This is a genomic window from Kitasatospora sp. NPDC090091, from assembly GCF_044747365.1.
Taxonomy (GTDB): domain Bacteria; phylum Actinomycetota; class Actinomycetes; order Streptomycetales; family Streptomycetaceae; genus Kitasatospora.
Genome location: NZ_JBIVDY010000003.1, coordinates 272,690 through 295,557 on the forward strand (window position 1 = coordinate 272,690; position 22,868 = coordinate 295,557).

Consider the following 22,868-nt stretch of genomic DNA (forward strand, 5'->3'; position numbering starts at 1 on the left):
TGCGGTCGGCCGCCGCCCAGGTGCATTTCTCCGAGCATGCCCGGAAATTCACCCGGGCGGCGGCCGGGTATCCGGACGGACCGTCAGTGCGCCTTGCCGGCGGCGGTGCCGGCGGTCGCGCGGATCTTCGGGGACCTCGGGTCCCCCTCCGTCCGCTCGACCCGCTCGACGTGTCCGGCGGGCTCGTCCTTCACGGGGCTCGGGGCGCCGTTCCCGGTGACCCGGTGACCGTCACCCGAGCGGGCTCCGTGGTCACCGGCGGCGACCTGGGCGGCCACCATGTCGGCGGCCACCTCGGCCGCGAGGTCGTGGATGTTCTCCCCGGCCTCCTGAGCGGCCTTCTTCACCTCCATCGCGAGGCCGACGGACGTCTTGACGACTCCGCGCACCAGCGGCTTCAGCAGACGCTTGGCCAGGGGGGCGACGACGAGGCCGACCAGGAAGGGCGGTACTACGGGCGGCATAATGCTCCATCCTCTCTACGTACACGTATGACAGGGAACCCGGGCACTGCGAACACCGGAGCAACGCACAGCCGGGCGGACGGAAGCATTCCACCCAGGAATCCCGGATTCACCTGTCGAACCGAATTTCCGGCACCCGGCATGCGCCGCCCGATCTCGTGGCCACCGTAGTCGAACCATGTCGGCCGGAGCCAAACGGCTTCCGGCATGTTCACTCATGCGAGTGTTCATCACCTTCTCGCACGGCCTGAATTCGCACGGCACCCGAACAACCGCGCCGTACGACGACCGGACTATTCGAATCCATGAGCGCCGAGTTCCCGCACCACCCGCCGGCGCAGTCCCGGGAACGGCAGCGCCCCACCCCCCAGCACCGCCTCGTGGAAGGCCCGCACCTCGAACCCGGCGCCCAGCTCCGCCTCCGCGTCGGCCCGCAGCCGGCCGAACTCCAGGAAGCCCGCCCGGTAGGAGAGCGCCTGTCCGGGCAGGTCCGTGGAGTAGCGCAGCAGGTCCGAGTCGATCTGGCCGTCCGCCTCGGTGGAGTTGGCCCGCATGAAGTCCCGCGACGACTCCAGATCCATCGTCCCGAGGTTGAGCCCGGTGTCGACCACCAGCCGCTGCGCGGTGAACCGCTCCTGCGCGAGCCGCCCGTAGGCGTCCCACGGCTCCCCGTAGAGGCCCATCTCCCACCCGAGGCCGGCCGCGTACTCGGCCCAGCCCTCGTTGAACGCGCCGAACTCCGCCACCTCGCGGCGCAGTTGCGGCAAGGTGAGGTCCTCCGCCTGGCGGGCGAGGTGGAAGTGGTGCCCCGGCGCCAGCTCGTGGAAGATCAGGGAAGCCGAGCCGAGCAGGGACCGCCGGTCCAGGTCCGAACCGTTGTAGCGGTAGCGCCCGACCGGGGCGGTCGCCGTCGGCGCCTCGTAGTACCCGAAGGTCATCCCCGGCTCCAGCGCCGGGTCCAGCCGGGCCAGCCCGTACGGCGCCTCCGGGACGGTGGCGAACCAGCGCGGCAGCACCGGGGCCAGCCGGTCGAGGTGGCCGCGGTAGCGCTCCTCGACCTCGGCCGGCGTCCGGGCGTACAGCCGGGGCTCGGTGCGCAGCCGGTCGTGGAACTCGGCCTCCGAGCCGTGGAAGCCCAGCGTCGCGCGCACCTCCCGCATCCGTTCGGCGAGTTCGCGGCACTGCTCGCGGCCGAGCTCGTGCAGCCGCTCGGGTGCGGTGTCGCCCCCGGTGTGGGTCCGGACGAAGTCCCGGTACGCCTCCTCGCCGTCCTGGTAGCGCGCCCAGCCGACCTCCTGCGGCGCCGCACGCCCGTAGGCCGGATCGTCGAGGACGGCGAGCAGCCGGTCGAAGGCCGGCGTCAACTCGCCCTCCACCACTCCCCGTACGCCGTCCCGGAGGTGGCCGCGCCCGGCCGGCCCCAGCTCGCCGAGCCGGTCCTCGGCCACCTCCACCCGGCGTGCCACCGAGGTCAGCAGCCCGGCGAGGGTGGCGCGCGCTCCGGCCAGCGCCGGGGCGGGTACCCGGACGCCGCGGGCCGTCTGCCCCGCCACCTTGTCCCCGATCGAGCCGACCAGCCGGGCCAGTTCCTGCACCAGCGCCACGTACCGGTCGGCGTCCGGCCGTTCGGCGAAGCGGAAGGCGCCGAGCACCGCGTCCGTGTACAGCGACAGCGGGAACAGCCGGTACGGCGTGGCGGCGGGCGTCAGCCAGTACCAGCGGTGGGCCCGCAGCTCCTGCTCGGCCAGTGCGACCAGGAACGCGGCGGTGTCGGCGTCGGCTCCGGGCAGCTCCGTGACCTCCAGCGCCCGCGCCCGCTCCAGCACGCCCCCGGCGAACCGCGCCCGCTCCTCGGCCTCGGCGAGCGAGGCCCCGGGCAGCGTCTCCACCGGAAGCCCCTGACGGACTCTCAGCAGCGGGTCCCGCGCCAGCAGGTACTCCCAATAGCGGTCCGCCAGATCGCCGATCTCCCGGCCGGGTTCGTTCGTCATGCGACCATCCTGGCGACGACCGGCCGCCGAGCCGCCCGGTCCGGGACGCACGGACCGTGACACCCCTCGAAAGGGTGAATCATGATCGTCCTCCCCCGGCCGCCGCCCACGGCTCCCGGCCGGGCCGGCAGGCGGCTCCGAGCCTGTCGAACACGACTGCCGCACGCCTCAGTTGCACCGCCGCGGTGACGACCCCGGTGGCACCATGGCCGCCATGCCCCGACGCACCCTGCCGGTCGCCCTGGCGGCCACCCTCACCGCCTCGGCCGTCGCGCTGAGCGGCTGCGGCGGCGTCGCCACCTCCTCGACGACCACCCCCCTGGTGGACCACGGGACCGTCCGGATCGCCGAGTCCGGCGAGACCCCGAGCTTCGACCCGTACTCCACCTTCGGGGCGAGTCAGGCCCGCTACGCCTACGACTCGCTGGTCAACGTCGACCCCGACGGCACCGTGGTCTCCGGCCTCGCCTCCTCCTGGCAGGCCACCGCCACCACGGCCACCTTCACCCTCCGTCCGGACGTCACCTGCTCCGACGGCACCCCGCTCACCGTCTCCGCCGTGGCCCGGGCGCTCGACTACGCGGGCGACCCGGCCCACCAGCTGGCCGGTGCCCGGACCGTCCTGCCGAACGTCCCGTTCACCGCGAGCGCCGACGACCGGGCCGGCACGGTGTCGGCCACCACCACCGCGCCCTTCCCGTTCCTCACCCGCACCCTCGGCCTGCTGCCGATCGTCTGCCCCGCCGGCCTCGACCGGCCCGAGGCGCTGGACCGCGCCACCCGGGGCACCGGCCCGTACGTGCTCACCCGCTACTCCCCCGGCGGGCCGTACGAGTTCACCGTCCGCGAGGGCTACACCTGGGGTCCGGCCGGGGCGACCACCGCCGCGCCCGGCCTGCCGGCCCGGATCGTCCTCTCGGTGGTGCCCCAGGCCTCCACCGCCGCGAACCTGCTGCTCACCGGGGGCGTCCACATCGCGAGCGTGAACGGGCCCGACCGCGTCCGGCTCGCCGGCCACGGCCTGGCCACCACGGACGTGGCGACCGTGGTCGGGCTGACCTTCTTCAACCAGCGCCCCGGCCGTCCTCTCGCCGACCCGGCGCTGCGCCGCGCCCTGGTGTCCGCCCTCGACCGCCAGGGCCTCGCCAACGTCGCCGTCGGCGGCACCGGACGGCCCGCCACCGACTTCGGCGCCGAGGGCGCCGTCTGCCACGCCGACCTCGCCGCCGCCAACCTGCCTGCCCAGGACGCCGCCGAGGCGCTGCGCGCCGCCGGCTGGACCCGCGGCCCCGACGGCCGGCTGACCAGGGACGGCGCAGCGCTCCGGCTGCGCCTGATCACCAGCCCGGACCTCGGGCCGACCCTGCCGCCCGCCGCCGAGCTGATGGCCCGGACCTGGACGGCGCTCGGCGCGGACGTCACGCTGGTCACCGAGAGCCTGCCCGCGCTCGTCAACGCGATGTACCGGACCGGCGACTTCGACGTCGTGGCCGGCAGCACGCCGGGCTTCGCCCTGCCGGCCGGCTTCGTCCCGTTCTTCTCCGGGCCCACCCCCGCCCAGGGCCTCAACTTCGCGGGCGTCAGCAACTCCGAGTACGACGCCCTGGTCGCCCAGGCGCTCCGGGAGCCCGACACCGCCGGCTGCGGCACCTGGAACCGGGCCGCCGCCGCACTGCTGCGCTCGGCCGACGCCCTGCCGATCGCCGACGGCCGGAGCACCGTGTACGGCTACCGCACCACCTTCGCCACGACCTTCGGCGGACAGCTCGTCCCCACCAGCATCCGCCTCCACCAGTGACCCGGGGGCCCGACGTGTCCTTGCCCCACCTGCTGCGGCACCCGTGGACGGGGTTCCTCGCCCGCCGCACCGCCCGGCTCCTGATCTCCCTCGGGGTCGTGCTCACGGCGTCCTTCGCGATGATCCGCCTCGTCCCCGGCGACCCGGTCCGCGCCGCCCTCGGGGTCGACGCCGACCCCGCCCTGGTGGCCGCCCGCCGCCAGCAGCTCGGGCTCGACGCGCCCTTCCTCGCCCAGTACCGGCACTACCTCGGCGGCCTGCTGCACGGCGACCTCGGGACGTCGCTGGTCACCGGCACGCCGGTCGCCGAACTGGTCCGCACCCGGCTGCCGGCCACCCTGGAGATCGCCGGCCTGGCCTTCCTGCTCACCCTCGCCGTCGCCCTGCCCTGCGGACTGCTCGCCACGGTCCGCACCCACGACGGCCGGCACCCGCGCAGCGAGCTGGCGTTCACCGTGGTCACCGCCGGCCTGGCCGGAGTGCCGGACTTCGTGCTGGCCGCCGGGCTCACCGCGCTGCTGGCCGTCGGCCTCCAGCTGCTGCCGGTGGCCGGCGCGGCGGGCGCCGAGTCCTTCGTCCTGCCGGTCCTCGCGCTCGCCCTCGCGCCCACCGCCGTCCTGGTGCGCATCGTCCGGGTCGAGGCCCTGAAGGTACTGGACGAGGACTACCTGCGCACCGCGCGGGCCAAGCGGCTGTCCCCCGCCCGCCGCCACCTGCGGCACACCGCGCCCAACACGGCCACCGCCGCGCTCACCGTCGCCGGAAGCCTGCTGCCCGCCATGATCGCCGGCACCGTCCTGGTCGAGAGGGTGTTCGCCTGGCCCGGCCTCGGATCGGCGATGGCCCAGTCCGTGGTGAGCCAGGACTACCCGGTGCTCCAGGCGATGGTGCTGATCCTGGGCTCCACCGTGCTGCTCTGCGGCCTCCTGGTCGACGTGCTGCTGGCGGTGCTGGACCCTCGTTCGACGATCCGGGAGAGCTGAGATGGCCCTACCCGGCAGGTACCTCCGCTCACCGACGGCCTGGATCCCGGCGGTCATGCTGGCCTCGCTGCTCGTCCTCGCGCTGGCGGCACCGCTAGTGTGGGGCACCGCGGCCGACCGCCCCGACCCCTCCGCGGTGCTCCAAGGCCCTTCCACGGCCCACCCGTTCGGCACCGACAACCTCGGCCGGGACGTGCTCGCCCGGGTCCTCACCGCCACCCGGTCCTCCCTGCTGCCAGCCCTGGCCGCCACCCTGCTCGGCGCCACCGGCGGCGTCCTGCTCGGCGCGGCCACCGCCGTCGTCGGCAGCCGCGCCCGCCGGCTGCTCACCGCACTGATCAACCTGCTGCTCGCCTTCCCCGCGCTGCTGGTCGCGATGTTCCTCGCGGTCGTGTTCGGCGCTGGTACCGGCGCCGTGGTGCTCGCCCTCGCCGTCGCGAGTGTCCCCGGCTTCGCCCGGCTCGCCCAGACCCTCTCCGCCGCGGTGGCCGGCACCAACCACCTGGCCGCCGCCCGGGTCCTCGGCCTGCGCCGGCACCGGCTGCTCCGGCGGCACGTCCTGCCCAACATCGCCGAGCCGCTGCTGCTGGCCACCACCACGGCCGCGGGCACGGCCCTCGTCGCACTCTCCGGCCTGAGCTTCCTCGGACTGGGCGTCCAGCCGCCCGACTACGACTGGGGACAGCTGCTCAACCAGGGCCTCGACCGGATCTACGCCGAACCGCTGCCCGCGCTCGCCCCGGGCCTGGCCGTCCTCTACGCGGCCCTGGCCTTCCAGCTGCTCGGCGAGGCCCTGGCCGGCGGCGTCGCCCGGCGCGGGCCGGCGCCCCGCACGCCCGCTCCACCGCCCGCCCCATGGGGGTCCCCCCGGCCGAAGGCCGGGGGAGGGCCCGCCGAGGACGGCCTGGTCCTCCAGGTCGACGACCTCACCGTCGAACTCCCCACGCCGGACGGGGTGATCCGGCCGGTGCGCGGGGTGAGCCTGGCGCTGCGGCCGGGCGAGATCGTCGGGCTCGTCGGCGAGTCCGGCTCCGGCAAGTCGCTCACCGCACTCGCCGTCGCCGGCCTGCTTCCCGAACGGGCCCGCGTCACCCGGCGGACCCTCCGTCTGCTCGGCGCCGACCTCGCCGCCATGACGCCGAAGCAGCGCGACCGCCACCTCGCGACCGGCCTGGCGATGGTCTTCCAGAACCCGGCCTCCGCGCTCAACCCGTCCCTGCGGATCTCCACCCAGCTCACCGAGGCCGTCCGGGCCCACCGCGGCGCGAGCCGCGCCGAGGCACTGGCGGAGGCCGCCGACGCGCTGTACCGGGTCGCCCTGCCCGCCGATGTGCTGCGCAAGCGCCCCCACCAGCTCTCCGGGGGCCAGCGTCAGCGGGTGATGATCGCCGCCGGGCTGATGGTCCGACCGCGCCTGATCATCGCCGACGAGCCGACCACCGCGCTGGACGTCACCGTGCAGCGGCAGATCACCCGGCTGCTCTCCGACATCCGCCGGGACACCGCCGCCGCCGTCCTGTTCATCAGCCACGACATCGCGCTGGTCGGCGAATTCTGCGACCGTGTCCTGGTGATGTACGCGGGCACCGTCGTCGAGTCCCTGCCCGCCGACCGGCTCGCCGGCGGCGCCCGGCACCCCTACACCCGGGCCCTGGTCGCCTCCGTACCGGACCTCGCGGCGGACCACGACCGCCCGCTTCCCACGGTGGACGGCGCACCGCCCGACTCACCGGCGCCCGCCCGGGCCTGCCCGTTCGAGCCCCGCTGCCCGCGCCGCCGGGACCACTGCGCCGAGCAGGCCCCGCCCCTGGCGGACCACGACGCGGACCACCGGGTGGCCTGCTGGTACCCGGTGACGGCGGAGGTGGCCGCGTCGTGACCACCCTTCAGGTCTCCGACCTCACCGTCCGCCACCACGGCCCGCGCGGCCCCGTCGCCGCCGTCGACGGGGTCTCGCTGGAGATCCCCACCGGCACGACGCTCGGGCTCGTCGGCGAGTCCGGCTCCGGCAAGTCGAGCCTGGCCCGCGCGATCGTCGGCCTCACGCCCGTGCACGGCGGCCGGGTGCTGCTCGACGGCCGGGAGGTCCGGGTCCGCACCATCGGCGACCGGCGCCGGCTCGGCCGACTGGTCCAGATCGTCCTCCAGGACCCGGACACCGCGCTGGACCCCCGGATGACCGTCCGCCGGACGCTCCTCGAAGCGGCCACCGCGTTCCACCGGCTCGACCGGCGGACCCGGGCCGAGCGCGTCCCCGCCCTGCTCGAACTCGTCGGCCTGGACCCCCGGCTCGCCGACCGCCTGCCGCGCCAGCTCTCCGGCGGCCAGCGCCAGCGGGTCGCCGTCGCCCGCGCCCTCGCCGTCGAACCCGGTCTGCTGATCGCCGACGAGATCACCTCGGCGCTCGACGTCTCGGTGCAGGCCGCCGTCCTCAACACGATCCGCGAACTCCAACGGCGGCTCGGCCTGTCGATGCTGTTCATCGGCCACAACCTGCCCGCCGTCTGCCACGTCTCCGACGCGGTGGCGGTCATGCGGCACGGCCGGATCGTCGAGACCGCCACCACCGGGGCCCTCCTGCGCACCCCGCAGCACCCGTACACCCGTGCCCTGCTCGACGCCGTACCCCGCCTGCCCTCCGGGAGGTCCCGATGACCGGTCACCGGCCCGACGCCTTGGTGGTGGGAGCCGGGGTGATCGGCTCCGCCGTTGCCCTCGAACTCGCCCGCACCGGACGCCGGGTGCTCGTGGTGGACAAGGCCGGCGCCGCCGGCCACGGCTCCACCAGCGCCTCCAGCGCGATCATCCGGTTCAACTACTCCACCTTCGACGGGGTCGCCACCGCGTGGGAGGCCCAGCACCTCTGGACGGCCTGGCCCGAACACCTGCGGCTCACCGGCCGCCCGCTCGCCGCCTTCCGCCGCACCGGCGCCGTCCTGCTCGACTCGCCCGCCGCCGACCCGTCCGCCGTCACCGCCCTGTTCGAGCGCGCCGGCGTCCCCTGCGACCGGTGGGACGCCGGGGCGCTGCGCCGCCACCTGCCCGGGATCGACCCGGGCCGGTACTGGCCGCCGAAGCCGGTGGACGACGACGGCTTCTTCGCCGGGCCGGACGGCGAGCTCGGCGCCCTGTACACCCCGGACGCCGGGTACGTCGACGACCCGCAGCTCGCCGCCCAGAACCTCGCCGACGCGGCGGGCGAGCTGGGCACGCACTTCCTGTTCCACCACACCGTGGTGGCCGTCGACCGGCACGCCGACCGGGTGACGGGCATCCGTCTGGCCGACGGAGCCCGGATCACCGCGCCGGTCGTGGTCAACGCCGCCGGTCCGTGGTCGGGCGGCCTCAACCGGCTGGCCGGCGTCGGCGACGACTTCACCATCGGCGTGCGCCCGCTGCGCGAGGAGGTGCACCAGGTCACCGCGCCCGAAATCGGCGCCATGGTCGCCGACCTCGACCTCGGCACCTATCTGCGACCGGCGGCCGCGGGCCGCATCCTCATCGGCGGCACCGAGCCGGCCTGTGACCGGCCGGAGTGGATCGACGACCCGGACCGGGCCGACCCCCGCCCGACCGCCCACCGCTTCCGGACCCAGGTGACCCGGGCGGCCCGGCGCTTCCCGGAGATCGGAGTCCCCAACCGGCCGCTCGGGACCGCGGGCGTGTACGACGTCGCCGACGACTGGACCCCGATCTACGACCGCACCGCCCTCGGCGGCTACTACGTCGCCATGGGCACCAGCGGCAACCAGTTCAAGAACGCCCCGCTGGTGGGCCGCTACCTCGCCGCCCTGATCGACGCCGTCGAGGCCGGCCACGACCACGACGGCGATCCCGTCCGGTACCCCTGCGAGCACACCGGCAACGTCGTGAACCTGGGCGCCTTCTCCCGCCGGCGCCCCGTCCGCGCCGACTCCGCGCGGACGGTCATGGGCTGACCACGCGCAGCTCCTGCACCAGGCCCTCGACCACGCCGACCACGAACCCGGGGGCCTCGACCGGGAAGAGGTGACCGGTGCCCTCCGGCGTGTGCACCAGACGGGAAGCGCTCGACGCCGCCAGGTAGCGGGTCCTGGCCCGCAGGTAGAAGCGGCTGATCCGCTCGGCCTCGACCGCGTTCCGGGCGCCGGCCAGCACCGCCTCACCGCCGACGAGATCCCGGGGTATCACCAGTACCAGGGGCAGGTCTCCGAGGTCCCCGTCGTACACCACGGTCTCCCAGCCGACGTCCGCCAGCCCGGACGGCGACAGCTCGGCGAAGATCGACGCCGCGGCGCAGTGCCGGCCGGTCGGGACGCCCGCGCCACGGTGCGCACCGAACAGGTGCCGCACGGCCGTCCGCAGGAACGTCCGGCGCATGCCCGCGACCAGCCCGTTGGGCGGCGCGAAGGCGATGACCTCCAGGGGCGTGGGATCCAGCAGCACGACGCCGGCCACCAGGTCCGGGTGCCGCCTGGCCACGTTGGCGACCAGCAGGCCGCCGAAGGAGTGGCCGACGAGCACGAAGGGGGCCCGCTCCCCCGCCGCCCGCAGCGCCGCCGGCAACTCCTCCGCCTCGACGGCCGTGGTCCTCGGGAAGGGCCCGACATCGCTCCAGCCCGAGCCGAACCGGTCCACCAGCACCGAGCGCGTCCGGGCCGCCATCATCGTGTGCAGCTCCCGGAAGTCCTCACCGGCGGCGTGTCCGCCGGGTACCCAGACCACCGTCGGTCCGCCCCCGGCCTCCCCCTCGGCGAGGACGTGCATCCGGTGACCACCCACATCGACCAGCCGCCCCGGCGGCGGGTTCGCCCGCGCCTCGCGGGCCCCCAGCACCAGGTGACGAACGGCTCCCGCGGCCAGCGCCGCACCGACAGCCGTCGCCAGGGCACCGAGCGCCACCGCCCAGGCCGCCCCCACCCCTACCAGACCGGCACCCACCGCCACCACCAGCACCGCGAGGGGTAACCCGAGCCAGTCCCGGCTCAACCACGCGAGTAAGGAGTCCGCCAACCGTCGGTCCCGGCGCATCGGTCCTCCGCAAAGGCACTCGAAACCCGATCCATGCCAGTATCCTCCCCCCGGTCCGTCCGCTCGACGCCAGGCCGTCCCCGGCAATCGCCCGGAGACTCACCGCGCAGGAGCGGAGGCCCGGAGTCACCACCGCGCTGCCGCGTCCTGCACCGTCCTGCGTCAGGCCGGAGACCGACCGTTCACGGACGAGTGAAATCCGGGCCGGCCGCTCGCCCACCGACTGCTGCGAACGCCAGCATGGGCGGCATGACCACCACCTCCCCCCGAGCCGAGCGGGCCGCCCAGGCCCGGGAGGCCGCAACCCAGCTCGCCGCCGACGGAATCGACGGCGTGGTGTTCGGCTGGGTCGACAACGCCGGGCTCACCCGGGTGAAGTCCGTCCCGCTCGCCCAGCTCGAACACGCCGCCGAGTACGGCGTCGGCGCCGTGCCCTGCTTCGACGTCTCGCTGGTGGACGACTCCTTCACCACCGCGCCTTCGAGCACCGGCCCGGTGGGCGACCTGCGGCTCGTCCCCGACCTCGACCGGCTCGCCCCGCTCGCCGCCCAGCCCGGCTGGGCCTGGGCCCCGGCCGACCGCTACACCCAGGACGGCTCCCCGCACCCCGGCTGCCAGCGCGGATTCGCCCGCCGGATCGCCGAGGCCGTCGAGCGGCGCGGGCTGTCCGTGCGGGCCGGGATCGAGGTCGAGTGGGTGGTGGCCGACGCCGCCGGGGCCCCCGCGACGGTCGCGCCCGGGTTCGGGATGACCCGCTTCATCGAGCACTCCGACTACCTGCGGGAGGTCCTGCGCGCCCTCACCGACCAGGGGCTGACCGTCCTCCAGCTCCACCCCGAGTACGCCGCCGGGCAGTTCGAGGTCTCGGTCGCCGCCGAAGGGCCGGTCGAGGCCGCCGACACCACCATGCTGGTGCGGCACACCGTCCGGGCCGTCTCCGCCCGGCACGGCCTGCGGGTCTCCTACGCGCCCGTCTTCACCGAGGGAGCGGTGGGGAACGGCGGCCACCTGCACCTCAGCCTCTGGCGGGAGGGCCGGAACCTCGCGCACGGCGGCCCCGGCCGCCACGGACTGCACCCCGAGGCCGAGCAGTTCCTCGCAGGCGTACTGACCGAGCTGCCCGCCCTGCTCACGCTCGGCGCGCCCGGTGTCGCCTCCTACCTGCGGCTGGTCCCCTCGCACTTCGCCGGGGCCTACCGCTGCTGGGGCCTGGAGAACCGTGAGGCGGCGCTGCGCCTGATCACCGGCTCCGCCGCCGGGCAGGCCAACGCCGAGCTCAAGTGCTTCGACGCCGCCGCCAACCCTTACCTGGTGGTCGGCGGCGTGCTGGCCGCCGGACTCGCCGGCCTGGACGCCGGCCTGCCCCTGCCGCCCGAGACCCCGAGCGACCCCGCCGCCCTGGACGCCGCCGAGCGCCTCCCGGCGAGCCTGCCGGAGGCGATCGACGCGTACGAGAAGTCCGCCGTCCTGCGGCAGGCGCTCGAACCCGAGCTGTACGAGGCCCTGCTGGCCGTCCGGCGGGCGGAGGCGGAGCTGTTCGCGATGCACACGGATGCGGACGTCATCGAGGCCGTACGCTGGCGCTACTGACGAGGCATCGGTTCTACCACTGAAGGAGACGCCGCATGGCGATTCAGCGGATGGACAACGTCGGCATCGTGGTGGAGGACATGGATGCCGCCGTCGCGTTCTTCGTGGAACTCGGGATGGAGCTGGAGGGCAGGGCGGAGGTCGAGGGCCTCTTCGCCGACCGGTGCACCGGACTCGACGGTGTCCGTTGTGACATCGCGATGCTCCGGACCCCGGACGGTCACAGCCGTCTCGAACTGGCGAAGTACCGCAGCCCCGCGGTGATCGGCGCCGGGCCGCGCAACCGGCCGCACAACGTCCTGGGCACGCATCGCGTCATGTTCGCCGTCGACGACATCGAGGACACCGTGGCCCGTCTGCGCCCTCACGGTGCCGAACTCCTCGGCGAGATCGCCCGGTTCGAGGACAGCTACCTGCTCTGCTACATCCGCGGCCCGGAGGGCATCATCATCGGACTGGCCGAGCAACTGCGCTGAGCGGGAGAAGACCCCCCGGGGCGCCGAGCGGACATCCCTGACCCGGGCGGTCAGGGATGTCCGCTACCACGATGCGGTCTCACCCGACCGACGTCAGGTGGGCGGCAAGGCCGGAGCGGCCGGGCTGTCAGCAGTGGGTTCCAGCGGCTTCATCATGTACACCGCCTCGGCGCCGTAGCTCGCGGGCAGCCCGACCTCGGGCCGGGCCCGGTAGCCCAACGGGGTCCACAGCACGTGCGAGCCGCGTACGGCGACCATGGAGAGGGTCCGGCAGCGGGCTGCCCGCCCGGCTTCCTCCAGATGCCACAGCATCCGGGGGGCCAGTCCCCTACCGCGCGCCCGCTCGGCGATCACCAGGTCGTGGGCGTGCAGATTGCCTCCCTGACTGCTCTCCTGGACCCCGCCTTCCTCGGTCAGGCTCAGGTCCGGACAGCGGAACCGCTGGTACGGCAGTGCGAGCAGGTAGCCGCCGAAGCCGCCCGCGTGCTCCAGCACGAAGCACGTCGAGGGCGAGGCGCGGTGCCGGGAGCGCAGCGCCTCCCGCCCCTCGGACAGGCCGCTCGGGGCGTAGGCGCGTTCCTCCAGCGCGACCACCTCGTCCCAGTCCTCCTCCTGAAGCAGCCGGATCCGGGTGTCGGTCATGCGTCTCCTCCGTCCGGAGCGGGGCCGCCGACGCAGGTGTACGGCAGCGGCGCGAAGCCGTTGAAGCCCTGGGTGGCGTAGGCGGCGGCGTACGCGCCGCAGGAGTGGACCCACACCGGGTCTCCGGAGGCGACCTCACGCGGGACGCGTACCAGGCCGTCCTCCTGGGCGTACGCGTCGTCGCTGTCGCAGGTGGGACCGGCCACCACGGCGTCCACGAACCGGCTGCCGGAGTGGGTCGGGAACTCCAGCCGGTACTGCAACTGGTCCATCTCGTACAGGCCGTTGAACTTCCCGCAGCTCAGGTACAGCCAGTCCTCGCGGGTGCCGTCGAGCCGGCGGCGGGCGGAGAGCCGTGCCACGTGGGCGCGGATCGCGCCGTGGTCGGCCACCAGGTGCCGGCCGGGCTCCAGCAGGAACTCCAGTGGCGCGGCATTGACGGCGCGCAGCCGCTCCATGCCTTCGCGGAGCACCACGAACATCTTGTCCAGCGGCGGTTCCAGCGGCCTGCCGCGCCGGTCCAGCACGCCGAGGGCGGGCAGCCCACCGCCGAGGTTGATCCGGTCCGGCACGATGCCGCGCCGGCGGAGCGCCTCCAGGACCTCCTCCAGCGAGTCGATCGCCGCGGCCCAGGCCTCGACGGTCATCTGCTGGGAGCCGACGTGCACGGACAGGCCGGAGGGCACCAGCCCGGCGGTGCGGGCGGCGTCGAGCACCCGTGGGGCGTCCTCGGGCGAGCAGCCGAACTTGTGGCTCAGGCCCCACAGCGCGCCCTCGCCGGTGGTCGCGATCCGGCAGAACACCCTTGATCCGGGGGCGTGTTCGGCGATCGCGGCGATGTCCTCCACGCAGTCGGTGGCGAAGTCGCGCACGCCCAGCCGGTGGGCCTCGGCGATGTTGCGGTCCGACTTGACGGTGTTTCCGTAGTGGATCGACCCGGGGTCCGCTCCGGTGCGCAGCGCCTGGGCGATCTCCTGCGGGCTGGCAGCGTCGAAGCCGGATCCGAGCCGGGCGAGGTGGCCGAGCACCTCGTCCACCGGGCAGGCCTTCATCGCGAACCGGACGGCGACGCCCGGCAGTTCGGCGCACAGCGCGGTGTACTGGCGGCCGATGCCGTCCAGGTCGTAGATGATGGCGTCCTCGGTGGCAGCGGCGAGCGCGGCGCGCAGGGCGGAGTGGTCGCGCTGATCGGGGAGGCGGATGGTGGATGCGCGCGCAGTGGCCGGGGCGCGGTGGCCGGTTCCACCATCGTCGGCCGTCCAGCGCCCTACGGCGCTCTGGCGCATGTCGGTGGTCTGAGGCCTCACGTGTGAACTCCCGGTCCGACTGGATGATTGGTGCCAAGGGCTTGCCGGCACGCATGCGATTGAAACGAGGGAGTCCAACGGTCGGTCTTGACACCTGACCCGGACTCCCTCCCCGCCGCACTCTACGTACTCCCACGACCTGTACCTGCCCTGCTGCGCACCCGCGGGCCTGCCCTCCCCCCTCGCACTGACCGGCAGGAACAGCCGACGGGCGCGAGACCCTGCTCGGCGCTAGCTCCACGCCGAACCCCACCTCGCCCCCACGTTCCCCCGTGCATCCCTTGCCGACCGAGGGCAGGAACCCCGTCACGCTCCGGCCTCCTGCCCTCGGCCCGGTGTGGACGGAACGCGAATCACACGAAGGTGTGAGGACAGTGCTCGAACGAACCGCGCCACCGGCAGTCGCAGCGGAACCCCCAGCCACCGTTCGGTGTGCAGAACCACCCGAACGACGTCGGCGCGAGCGTCCATGATCTTGACGATCAGGTCCTGTCGGACGCCGCCGCAGATCGTCCGGACGTCGAGCATCGAGTACGGCGTCGACGTGCCCGGCAGTCCGCTGGTCGTCGTCCTCGGCCAGGACTCGTGCGGCGCGGTCACCGCCACCCGCGCCGCCGTCCAGGACGGCACGCCAGTGATCCTGAGCGGCCGGGGGCCGGGGACGGGCCCGCCTCGCGTCCGTCCCGGAGGGCTACGGCGGTGGATCCGAGGAGTCGCCGGGGGCCGCGAGGACGCGGGCGATGAGGAGGGCGACGTCGTCGTGGGTGTCGGGGCGGCGCAGGGCGGCCAGGAGGAGGTCGCAGGTGTCGTCGAGGGGGCGGCGGGGACCGGCGAGCAGATCGGTGAGGGTGTGCAGGCGCTGGTCGATGTCCTGGTCACGGACCTCGATGAGGCCGTCGGTGTAGAGGACGAGGTCGTCCCCGGGCCGCAGGGTGAGGTCGTGGGTGGGGAAGGGCAGACCGCCCACGCCGAGCGGTGGGCCGGGGTCCAGCGGGACGGGGTGGGGGGCGTGGCCGGGGCGGGTGAGGACGGGGGGTGGGTGGCCGGCGTCGGCGAAGCGGCAGCGGCCGGTGGCGGGGTCGTAGAGGGCGATGAGGCAGGTTGCCATGGCGTCGCCGAGGTCGCGGGTGGTGGTGTCGAGGTGGGTGAGGAGGTCGCCCGGATCGAGGCCGAGTCGGGCCAGGGCGCGGGTCGTGGTGCGGAGCTGTCCCATGGTGGCGGCGGCGTTGATGCCGGAGCCCATGACATCGCCGACGACGAGGGCCGTGCGGTCGCCCGAGAGGGGAATGCTGTCGAACCAGTCGCCGCCGGTGTCGTCGGTGGCGCTGGCGGGCTGGTAGCGGTGGGCGATTTCGAGTCCGGGCGGGTGGGGGGCGTGCCGGGGCGGCAGGAGGTGGCGTTGCAGGGCGAGGGTGGTGTGGCGTTGGTGCTGGTACCAGCGGGCGTTGTCGATGGCGACGGCGGCACGGGCGGCGAGTTCGGTGACGAGCAGGGAGTCGTCGCGGTCGAACGGGGCCGGGTTGCGGGTGCGTTTGAGGTCGAGGACTCCGAGGACCTGGCCCCGGGCGGTCAGCGGCACCGCCAGGTAGGAGTGGACGCCCGCTTCCTCCAGGAGGCGGGCCGCCCGATCGTCACGGGCGATCCGCGGGAGGTCGCCGGCGCGCACCCGGGGCACGAGGACGGGGTGGCCTCCGCCGGCGGCCTGGGTCACGAGCCGCTGCGCGTGGTAGCGCGTCACCTCGCCGACCGGGTCGGCGGCGGCGGTGGCCGCCGTGGGTTGGGCGGCTTTGAGGGCCATCGCGCGGAACGCCGGCGGCCCCCCGTCGTTCGGGTTGCCGACCGCGCCGGGAAGCAGGGCGTCCAGGAGGTCGACGGCCGCGATGTCGGCGACCTCGGGCACGATCACCTCGGTCAGCTCCCGGGCGGTGGCGGCGAGGTCCAGGGTGGTGCCGACCCGGATCGACGCATCGGCGATCAGGGCGAGGCGGCGGCGGGCCCGGGCGGCGGCGAGGGACTGCCGGTACTGCTCGGTGACGTCGATGACCGCGATCGCCAGACCCAGCACCCGGTCGGCCTGGTCCTCCAGCCGGTAGAACGAGGACGTCCAGGCGTGCTCGCTGTCGTCGTGAGGCACGTGCCCGGTGGTGAAGTCCTCCAGCACCGGCCGGCCGGTGGCCAGGACCTGCCGCATCCGGTCCTCGATGGCGGTGAAGTCCGCGTGCGGCAGCACCTCGCCGGGGGTGCGGCCGAGGTGTCCGGCCGCCGGCACGCGGTTGATCCGCTCCAGGGCGGGATTGACCAGGACGAAGCGCAGGTCCTGATCGAGGACGCCGAGACCGATCGGGGCCTGATCGACCAAGCGCGCCCACAGCACCAGGTCCCGCTCCACCCTCTGGAGGGTCTCGCGGGAGGAAGCGATCCCGAGCGCGTACCAGGTGCCGGACGCGGCCTGCAGGCGCATGTTGCGCATCTCCACCAGGACGGTGTGGCCGTCCCTGTGGCGGGCGGGGAACGCGCCGGCCCAGGTTCCCTCGCCGGCCATCACCCGGTCGAACGCCTCCAGCACTGCTTCACGGCGGTCCGCCCCGACGAGCAGGTCCGCGGCCCGGCGTCCGAGCGCCTCGTCGCAGGCGTAGCCGAAAAGGTCTTCCGCCGGCGGGCTCCACAGCGCGATCCGGCCCTTCTCGTCGATCACGACGGCGGCCACACCGAGGACGTCCAGCAGGCCGCCCGCGGCCAGGGCCGCATCCGCCGATCCCAGTCGATCCGGCATGCCGCCACCTCCTCACACCGCCGGTGGGACAGGTCGAGCGAAGCTTGGCTCCCTTCCCATTCTGCCTGCCGGGGTGGGCACCTTCTGCCTGCCGGAGGTGCTGCGGCGGCCCGGGCGGCCCGAGGCACGCTCTGCGGTCTCGGCGGCCCGGGAGTTCACCTGGGCGGCCGGTCTCCGCTCGCACGCCGTCCCCGGGCGGGGACAGGCTGGCACCCATGGACGACACCAGCCAGCTCACCGCGCCCGTCCCCATGACCGTGACCGCCCGCAGCCCCCGGCGGCCGGCGGTCCGGCTGGAGTCCGCCGTGCTCACCACGGTAGCCACGGTGCTCGACTGCCTCGCGGACCCGCGCGCCGGCACCCCGGGCCCGACGGCAGACGTCGTGGCAGGCGGTCTCCGCACGGCACTGAAGACCGCGGGCCCGCCCCATGCGCACGAACGGCCACTGCCACCCCCAGCGGCCGGGGACCGTCCCGGCCGGGACCGGCTCGCCGCCCACATCGGTGACCTGTTCGCCGCCGGGCGTCCCGTCGGCGAGCGGGTGCACGTGGACACCGACCTGGTGGCCGACGCCGTCACGCAGCTCCAACGCCTCGGCCTGCGGTTCGACGGCGAGCCGGTCGCGGGCGCGCTCCGCCGCCTGTGGGAACACCTCTACCTGCGCGTGCCACTCACCGTGCTCGCCCTGCGGGCGGACACGGCCCGGCCGTTCACCGGGAGAGGCAGCGTCGGATCATGACCGCCCGACGACCCGCTCACCTTGCGGACGGCTCACGTGCCCCGGAGGACCTCGAAGGCGTACTCGCCCGGGTCGACACCCCACCGTTCTGCACCGGCCGCTACGGACGCGGAGTCCTCGCCGGACTGCGCTGGGCCCTGGGCCACCAAGTGGCCGCACCCATCACCGCGACGTCCCTGCCGGGCGTACCCGGTCCCGCGCGGCTTCACGCCGAGGCGGACGCCGCCCGCACCGAACTGCTCGGTCACGGCGGCCGCTCCGTCCAGCTGGACTACGCCCGCGGCGTCTACGAGGCCCTCGCCTGGGTGTGCGGCCACCGCCAGCACCCGCCGGAGGCCTTCGCCTCCGAGTAGGGCGCTCGGGCGGCGGGCGTCCGGGGGTCAGTACGGCCCGGCCACCGGGTGCACCCCCGGCATTCCGCCGCCCCCGCGGGCCTCCGCGGCGGTTCGGCTGTCCGGGGGGTGCATCGGCCGAATCCGTCAGCGGGAACCGCCGGCCCGAAGGGCCTCGGTCAGCGTCGCCCGGGGGGGCCGGATCACGAACACGGAGAGTACTGATGGACCGCTACCCGCCGATCGCCGACCACGGTCTGGTGGGCGACCTCCAGACCGTCGCGCTGGTCTCCGCCAAGGGCGTGCTGGACTGGTTCGCCGCACCCAGGGTCGACTCGCCCAGCATTTTCGCCGCGCTGCTGGACCACGACCGCGGCGGCCACTTCCGGATCGGTCCCGAGGCCCAGGACGTCACCCACCGCCAGCTGTACTACCCGGACACCGCCGTCCTGGTCACCCGGTTCATGTCCCCCGAGGGGGTCGGCGAACTGATCGACTGGATGCCGCCCAACCCGTCCACCGCCCCCACCGACCGTCACACCGTGGTCCGTGCCATCCGTGTCGTCCGCGGCACCGTCACCTTCACCCTCGACTGCCGCCCGCGCTTCGACTACGGCCGTGCCGCCCACGAACTCCGCCTCGACGACGGGCACGCCGCCTTCCACGCCCCCGGCATCGCCTGCCACCTGCGTACGACGTTCCCGGTGGAACGCGCCGGCGACGACGTGACGGGCACCGTCACGCTCAACGCCGGCGAGACCGCCGGCGCCGTGCTCACCGTCTGCGCCGCCGACGGCGCCGCGCCGCCCCCGATGAACGAGGAGCAGATCACCGAGGGGCTGTGGGACACCGTCAACTTCTGGCAGGACTGGGTCCGCACCGCCAACTACCGCGGCCGCTGGCCCGACATGGTCCGCCGCTCCGCGATCACCCTCAAGCTCCTCACCTACGCCCCCACCGGCGCCCCGATCGCCGCCGCCACCATGGGCCTGCCCGAGCAGGTCGGTGGTGAGCGCAACTGGGACTACCGCTTCACCTGGGTCCGGGACGCCTCGCTGTCGGTGCGCGCACTGCTCGACCTCGGCTTCGCCGAGGAGGCGGGTGCCTACACCCGCTGGCTCGGCGAACGACTCCACGAGCGGCTCGAACTGCCCGGCGAACGGCTGCAGATCATGTACCGGGTGGACGGCGACCCGGAGCTCACCGAGGAGGTCCTGGAGCACTTCGAGGGCTACCGCGGCTCCTATCCCGTCCGCGCCGGCAACGCCGCGATGGACCAACTGCAGCTCGACATCTACGGCGAGGCGATGTACGCGCTGGCCGAAGGACGCGAGGTCGGCGTCCAGACCGGCTACCGCAGCTGGCAGGCGATGGCGCGGATGCTCGACTGGCTCGCCGACAACTGGGACCGGCCCGACGAGGGCATCTGGGAGACCCGCGGCGGTCGCCAGGACTTCACCTACAGCCGGGTGATGACCTGGGTCGCCTTCGACCGGGGCATCCGTCTGGCCGAGGAGTTCAGCCGCCCCGCCGACATCGCGCGCTGGCGCGTCACCCGCGACGCGGTCCTCGGGCAGATCATGACCAAGGGCTGGAGCGAGAAGGAGCAGGCGCTCGTCCAGCACTACGACGGCCACGTCCTGGACGCCTCCCTGTTGCTCGTCCCCCGGGTCGGCCTGCTCGCGCCACGCGACCCGGCCTGGCTCTCCACCCTCGACGCCATGGACCGCAAGCTCGTCTCCGACAGCCTGGTCTACCGCTACGACCCCGCCGCCTCGCCCGACGGCCTGCGCGGTTCGGAGGGCACCTTCAGCCTGTGCACCTTCCTCCACGTCGACGCGCTGGCCCGTGCCGGGCGGCTGCGGCAGGCTCGCTACGCCTTCGAGAAGATGCTCACCTACGCCAACCACGTCGGCCTGTTCGCCGAGGAGATCGGCCCCTCCGGCGAACAACTCGGCAACTTCCCGCAGGCCTTCACCCACCTCTCCCTCATCATGGCGGCGACCACCCTGGACAGCGCCCTGGACGAGAGGCGGGGCTCCTGACGGGCCTCGGTACCCGCCCCCGGTGGCGGGGGCCGCCGAAACCGTCGGCGCCGGTGGGCGCGCCGGTCTACAGGTAGCACCTGCGGTGTCGGGCGCTGCTGACGAGGCGGCCGGCGCGCAGGGCGAGTTGGGCGACGACCGGGGCGCGCCGGTCCGCGGGGCCGACCAGGTGGGGCGCGTGGACGAGGAGCGTCCACCAGGCCCGGGCCGCGTCGCCCAGCCGCGAGGCGGGCATGCCGCGGCCGGCGAAGTCGCGGTAGAGCTTGGGGTGCGAGCGTCCGTAGTCGTAGAACTGGCGCGCGATGGCCCGTACCTCGTCGCGGAGCCGGTAGTGCACGACGGCGTGGGGCGCGAAGGCCAGCCGGTGTCCGGCCAGTTGGGCGCGCCAGAAGAACTCGGTGTCGTCGCCGCCGTAGCGGTAGCTCTCGTCGAACCCGCCCAGCCGGCTCCAGAGCTCGCGGTGGAATCCGCAGTTGGCGCCCGCCGGGTAGGGCAGGAAGCCGAAGGTGTCGAGCAGTGCGTCGGACTTCTTCGGCGGACGCGCGGCGAGGGCCACCGGCCCGTTGAGCAGGCGGCGTTCGAGCGCGCCCCCGGCTGCCGGGCTGGTCCGCAGGGCGTCGACCAGGCCGGCCATCCATCCGGGCGCCACCACGTCGTCCGCGTCGCAGACGAGCACGAATGCACCGCGCGCGTGCCGGCAGCCGAGGTTGCGCGCACGGTTGACGCCGCGGGCCTCGGCGGAGTCCACCACTCTGAGCTGCGGCATGCGCCGCTGCCAGGACCGCAGGAGCTCGCGGGTGCCGTCGCTCGATCCGTTGTCGACGACGATGACCTCCCAGGGATCCGGATAGGTCTGCCGGCTCAGCGCCTCCAGCTGCGCGGCGATCGTGGTCCGGGCGTTCCGCGCGGGCATGACGACCGAGACCAGGCCCACCGGACCGGTGTTCCCGTTCATCCGGGGCTCCGCGCGGCCGGCCCCATGGCCCGGACTGCGTGGACCACCGCATCGGTGTCGCGCAGGGTGGCCAGCACCGCGTCCGCCCCCGCCGCCCGCAGCTCGGCGGCGCTGCTCGTGCCCGAGGCCACGGCGAGCACCCGGGCCCCGCCGATGCGTCCTGCGTGCACGTCCCGCGGGGTGTCGCCGATCAGGACGGTGCTGTCGGCGTCGAATGCGCGCCCGTACGCAGCCGCTGCACGGCGCTGGGCCACCGGGACGAGGGCGGCCCGCTCGCGTGCGTCACCGCCGTACGCGCCGACCGCAGGATCCAGGAACTCCGCCAGTCCGAACAGCCGCAGCTTCAGGAGGGCGTTGGCCCGCAGGTTCCCCGTCAGCACGGACTGGGCGACGTGGCGCTGAGCTGCCATCGCCCGCAGGGCCTCGACGGCGCCGGGCAGGATCCGTCCGGCGGTACGGAGCTCGGCGGCCCGCCGCCGCACCTGCGTCACCAGCTCGGCGGCGACCCGGCCCGGTTCGACCCCGCCGACGCCGTGCCGGCGGAACAGCTCGGCCATGATCTCCGGTTCGGTGCGGCCCGCGGTGGTGATGCGGTGGAGGGCCGGCCGGCCGGTGAGACGTTCGAAGGCGAGTGGGTACACCGTCTCGCAGACGTGGTCGTCGTCGATCAGCGTGCCGTCGATGTCCCACAGCAGGAGGAGCCGCTTCACACCCGGGCCGCCCGTCGCGCGGGAGCGGGCCGAGCGGCGAAGGGGCCCCGCCGCGTGGTGCAGGCCGCGCCGTGCTTCGCGGCGAGGTCGAGTGCGTCGGCCGTGGTCGAGCCGGCGGCGAGCGCATAGGTGAGCACGGCCGCGAAGTTGTCCCCGACGCCGTAGGTGTCCACCAGGGGGCCCGGGGCGCGGGCAGGACGGTAGCGCCGAGGGGCCTGGCCGCACGTGGTGAACACTCCGCCGTGCCGGCCCTCGGTGCTGACCACCAGGCCGGGCAGTGTGCGCAGCAGTGCCGGGTTGCAGTGCTCGGCCGGGTCGCAGCTGCTGCCGACGAGCGCGTCGACCCGGACGCCGGACTCCAGCACGGTGGTGAACTCACGTGCCGTCACCACGAGCGTGCCGGCCCGCCGGGCCTCGCGCAGCAGGTCCGCGTCCCCCGCGGTGAAGAACACCGCGTCGAACGAAGCCAGTTCCGCCCAGTCGAGGGGATCTGCCGCGGCGGGTTGCAGGCGCTCGCCCAGGGTGATGGTGGTGCGTTCACCGCCACGGTCGACCACGCTCACCGCCGTGCGTGTGGGGCCGGGGCGGGGTGCGGCCCGTACCCGGACACCGCGGTGCTCCAGCTCGGCACGTGAGCGGCGCCCCGCGTGGTCGTCGCCGAGGGCGGTGAAGAAGGTGCAGCCGCCGGTCAGTTCGGCCAGCTGGACGGCCGCGACCGCGCCGCCCCCGGCCGGGCCCTGCCAGAGCCGGTCCGCGTGGACCACCGCACCGGCGGCGGGCACCTCGTCGAGGCCGGCGATCGTCGTCCATTCGACGTGCCCCACCACGGCCACCCGTGGGCGGCCCGAGGGAGCCCCCGGACCGGCGGGGCGGGTGTCTTCGCCCATCGCTCCTCGACTCTCCGTCGACCCGTCGCCGACATCGCTCCCAGTCGACCATCAGCCGCTCGTGCACGCACTGTTACGTGCGCCGCCCGTGTGTACGTTGACGAACCGTGAATGGCGGGACGGGGCCGGCTCCGCGATGATGGACGCTTGGCGCCCCGGCGCCCT

General features: G+C 74.4%; 20 protein-coding genes. 10 read left to right on the plus strand and 10 right to left on the minus strand.

The window, feature by feature from the left end:
• Window positions 1–83: 83 nt before the first annotated feature.
• Both ACIPSC_RS06790 and ACIPSC_RS06795 read right to left on the minus strand, forming a co-directional pair.
• Window positions 84–464 carry a DUF5132 domain-containing protein gene (locus ACIPSC_RS06790; RefSeq protein WP_400823717.1) on the minus strand — a complete coding sequence of 127 codons (381 nt, stop codon included), beginning with the start codon at window positions 462–464 and terminating at the stop codon, window positions 84–86.
• A 293-nt stretch (window positions 465–757) separates the two neighbouring features.
• A complete protein-coding gene (locus ACIPSC_RS06795) occupies window positions 758–2,455 on the minus strand; it encodes a DUF885 domain-containing protein (protein WP_400823719.1) in 1,698 nt (565 codons plus the stop codon).
• 214 nt (window positions 2,456–2,669) lie between these two features.
• Here ACIPSC_RS06795 and ACIPSC_RS06800 point away from each other — a divergent pair, with 214 nt between their 5' ends.
• The 5 genes from ACIPSC_RS06800 to ACIPSC_RS06820 are packed head-to-tail and all read left to right on the plus strand — an operon-like array spanning window position 2,670 to window position 9,174.
• Window positions 2,670–4,253, plus strand: coding sequence for an ABC transporter substrate-binding protein (locus tag ACIPSC_RS06800; RefSeq protein ID WP_400823721.1), 1,584 nt, complete (start codon window positions 2,670–2,672; stop codon window positions 4,251–4,253).
• 14 nt (window positions 4,254–4,267) lie between these two features.
• Window positions 4,268–5,236, plus strand: a complete 969-nt coding sequence (locus tag ACIPSC_RS06805) for an ABC transporter permease (protein WP_400823723.1) — start codon at window positions 4,268–4,270, stop codon at window positions 5,234–5,236.
• 1 nt (window position 5,237) lies between these two features.
• On the plus strand, window positions 5,238–7,115 hold the full coding sequence (locus ACIPSC_RS06810; RefSeq protein WP_400823725.1) for a dipeptide/oligopeptide/nickel ABC transporter permease/ATP-binding protein: 1,878 nt from the start codon (window positions 5,238–5,240) through the stop codon (window positions 7,113–7,115).
• Window positions 7,112–7,891, plus strand: a complete 780-nt coding sequence (locus ACIPSC_RS06815) for an ABC transporter ATP-binding protein (protein ID WP_400823728.1) — start codon at window positions 7,112–7,114, stop codon at window positions 7,889–7,891. Before ACIPSC_RS06810 ends, ACIPSC_RS06815 begins: the two co-directional genes overlap by 4 nt.
• Window positions 7,888–9,174: an NAD(P)/FAD-dependent oxidoreductase gene (locus ACIPSC_RS06820; protein WP_400823729.1), complete on the plus strand. Its 1,287-nt coding sequence runs from the start codon at window positions 7,888–7,890 to the stop codon at window positions 9,172–9,174. Before ACIPSC_RS06815 ends, ACIPSC_RS06820 begins: the two co-directional genes overlap by 4 nt.
• Here ACIPSC_RS06820 and ACIPSC_RS06825 read toward each other — a convergent pair.
• Window positions 9,164–10,204: an alpha/beta fold hydrolase gene (locus tag ACIPSC_RS06825; protein WP_400823732.1), complete on the minus strand. Its 1,041-nt coding sequence runs from the start codon at window positions 10,202–10,204 to the stop codon at window positions 9,164–9,166. The two genes, ACIPSC_RS06820 and ACIPSC_RS06825, sit on opposite strands and share 11 nt — an antisense overlap.
• Window positions 10,205–10,495: 291 nt before the next feature.
• On the opposite strand from ACIPSC_RS06825, the gene ACIPSC_RS06830 reads away from it, so the two are divergent.
• Window positions 10,496–11,836, plus strand: coding sequence for a glutamine synthetase family protein (locus ACIPSC_RS06830; protein ID WP_400823734.1), 1,341 nt, complete (start codon window positions 10,496–10,498; stop codon window positions 11,834–11,836).
• A gap of 35 nt (window positions 11,837–11,871) precedes the next feature.
• A complete protein-coding gene (locus ACIPSC_RS06835; RefSeq protein ID WP_400823736.1) occupies window positions 11,872–12,312 on the plus strand; it encodes a VOC family protein in 441 nt (146 codons plus the stop codon).
• A 93-nt stretch (window positions 12,313–12,405) separates the two neighbouring features.
• On the opposite strand, the gene ACIPSC_RS06840 is transcribed toward ACIPSC_RS06835, so the two are convergent.
• The 4 genes from ACIPSC_RS06840 to ACIPSC_RS06855 form a co-directional block, all read right to left on the minus strand.
• Window positions 12,406–12,954 (minus strand): GNAT family N-acetyltransferase, encoded by a 549-nt coding sequence (locus ACIPSC_RS06840; RefSeq protein ID WP_400823737.1) that lies wholly within the window; start codon window positions 12,952–12,954, stop codon window positions 12,406–12,408.
• Window positions 12,951–14,261, minus strand: coding sequence for a type III PLP-dependent enzyme (locus tag ACIPSC_RS06845; RefSeq protein ID WP_400823739.1), 1,311 nt, complete (start codon window positions 14,259–14,261; stop codon window positions 12,951–12,953). Before ACIPSC_RS06845 ends, ACIPSC_RS06840 begins: the two co-directional genes overlap by 4 nt.
• 306 nt (window positions 14,262–14,567) lie before the next feature.
• Window positions 14,568–14,891 carry a hypothetical protein gene (locus ACIPSC_RS06850; protein ID WP_400823740.1) on the minus strand — a complete coding sequence of 108 codons (324 nt, stop codon included), beginning with the start codon at window positions 14,889–14,891 and terminating at the stop codon, window positions 14,568–14,570.
• Window positions 14,892–14,952: 61 nt separating this feature from the next.
• Window positions 14,953–17,034: a SpoIIE family protein phosphatase gene (locus tag ACIPSC_RS06855; protein WP_400823742.1), complete on the minus strand. Its 2,082-nt coding sequence runs from the start codon at window positions 17,032–17,034 to the stop codon at window positions 14,953–14,955.
• Window positions 17,035–17,249: 215 nt separating this feature from the next.
• Between ACIPSC_RS06855 and ACIPSC_RS06860 the strand changes: the two genes are divergently transcribed.
• The 3 genes from ACIPSC_RS06860 to ACIPSC_RS06870 all read left to right on the plus strand — a co-directional run bounded on the left by ACIPSC_RS06860 (window position 17,250) and on the right by ACIPSC_RS06870 (window position 20,151).
• On the plus strand, window positions 17,250–17,774 hold the full coding sequence (locus ACIPSC_RS06860; protein ID WP_400823744.1) for a hypothetical protein: 525 nt from the start codon (window positions 17,250–17,252) through the stop codon (window positions 17,772–17,774).
• A complete protein-coding gene (locus ACIPSC_RS06865; RefSeq protein ID WP_400823746.1) occupies window positions 17,771–18,127 on the plus strand; it encodes a hypothetical protein in 357 nt (118 codons plus the stop codon). The genes ACIPSC_RS06860 and ACIPSC_RS06865 overlap by 4 nt, the downstream gene beginning before the upstream one ends.
• Window positions 18,128–18,330: 203 nt before the next feature.
• Complete coding sequence (locus ACIPSC_RS06870) at window positions 18,331–20,151, plus strand: glycoside hydrolase family 15 protein (protein ID WP_400823748.1); 1,821 nt, start codon at window positions 18,331–18,333, stop codon at window positions 20,149–20,151.
• Between the two features lie 67 nt (window positions 20,152–20,218).
• On the opposite strand, the gene ACIPSC_RS06875 is transcribed toward ACIPSC_RS06870, so the two are convergent.
• Genes ACIPSC_RS06875 through ACIPSC_RS06885 form a run of 3 tightly spaced genes read right to left on the minus strand, consistent with a single transcriptional unit; the run spans window position 20,219 to window position 22,640 of the window.
• Window positions 20,219–21,106, minus strand: coding sequence for a glycosyltransferase family 2 protein (locus ACIPSC_RS06875; protein ID WP_400823750.1), 888 nt, complete (start codon window positions 21,104–21,106; stop codon window positions 20,219–20,221).
• Window positions 21,103–21,816, minus strand: coding sequence for an HAD family hydrolase (locus ACIPSC_RS06880; RefSeq protein WP_400823752.1), 714 nt, complete (start codon window positions 21,814–21,816; stop codon window positions 21,103–21,105). The genes ACIPSC_RS06875 and ACIPSC_RS06880 overlap by 4 nt, the downstream gene beginning before the upstream one ends.
• Window positions 21,813–22,640, minus strand: coding sequence for a PfkB family carbohydrate kinase (locus tag ACIPSC_RS06885; protein WP_400823754.1), 828 nt, complete (start codon window positions 22,638–22,640; stop codon window positions 21,813–21,815). The genes ACIPSC_RS06880 and ACIPSC_RS06885 overlap by 4 nt, the downstream gene beginning before the upstream one ends.
• Between the last annotated feature and the right edge of the window lie 228 nt (window positions 22,641–22,868).

What these genes read in the sequence shown, in the direction of transcription:
- ACIPSC_RS06800 (WP_400823721.1), top strand. Translation starts at nt 2,670, where the DNA reads ATGCCCCGACGCACCCTGCCGGTCGCCCTGGCGGCCACCCTCACCGCC.
- ACIPSC_RS06875 (WP_400823750.1), bottom strand. Translation starts at nt 21,106, where the DNA reads ATGAACGGGAACACCGGTCCGGTGGGCCTGGTCTCGGTCGTCATGCCC.
- ACIPSC_RS06830 (WP_400823734.1), top strand. Translation starts at nt 10,496, where the DNA reads ATGACCACCACCTCCCCCCGAGCCGAGCGGGCCGCCCAGGCCCGGGAG.
- ACIPSC_RS06840 (WP_400823737.1), bottom strand. Translation starts at nt 12,954, where the DNA reads ATGACCGACACCCGGATCCGGCTGCTTCAGGAGGAGGACTGGGACGAG.
- ACIPSC_RS06810 (WP_400823725.1), top strand. Translation starts at nt 5,238, where the DNA reads ATGGCCCTACCCGGCAGGTACCTCCGCTCACCGACGGCCTGGATCCCG.
- ACIPSC_RS06855 (WP_400823742.1), bottom strand. Translation starts at nt 17,034, where the DNA reads ATGCCGGATCGACTGGGATCGGCGGATGCGGCCCTGGCCGCGGGCGGC.
- ACIPSC_RS06790 (WP_400823717.1), bottom strand. Translation starts at nt 464, where the DNA reads ATGCCGCCCGTAGTACCGCCCTTCCTGGTCGGCCTCGTCGTCGCCCCC.
- ACIPSC_RS06860 (WP_400823744.1), top strand. Translation starts at nt 17,250, where the DNA reads ATGGACGACACCAGCCAGCTCACCGCGCCCGTCCCCATGACCGTGACC.
- ACIPSC_RS06820 (WP_400823729.1), top strand. Translation starts at nt 7,888, where the DNA reads ATGACCGGTCACCGGCCCGACGCCTTGGTGGTGGGAGCCGGGGTGATC.
- ACIPSC_RS06795 (WP_400823719.1), bottom strand. Translation starts at nt 2,455, where the DNA reads ATGACGAACGAACCCGGCCGGGAGATCGGCGATCTGGCGGACCGCTAT.
- ACIPSC_RS06865 (WP_400823746.1), top strand. Translation starts at nt 17,771, where the DNA reads ATGACCGCCCGACGACCCGCTCACCTTGCGGACGGCTCACGTGCCCCG.
- ACIPSC_RS06835 (WP_400823736.1), top strand. Translation starts at nt 11,872, where the DNA reads ATGGCGATTCAGCGGATGGACAACGTCGGCATCGTGGTGGAGGACATG.
- ACIPSC_RS06870 (WP_400823748.1), top strand. Translation starts at nt 18,331, where the DNA reads ATGGACCGCTACCCGCCGATCGCCGACCACGGTCTGGTGGGCGACCTC.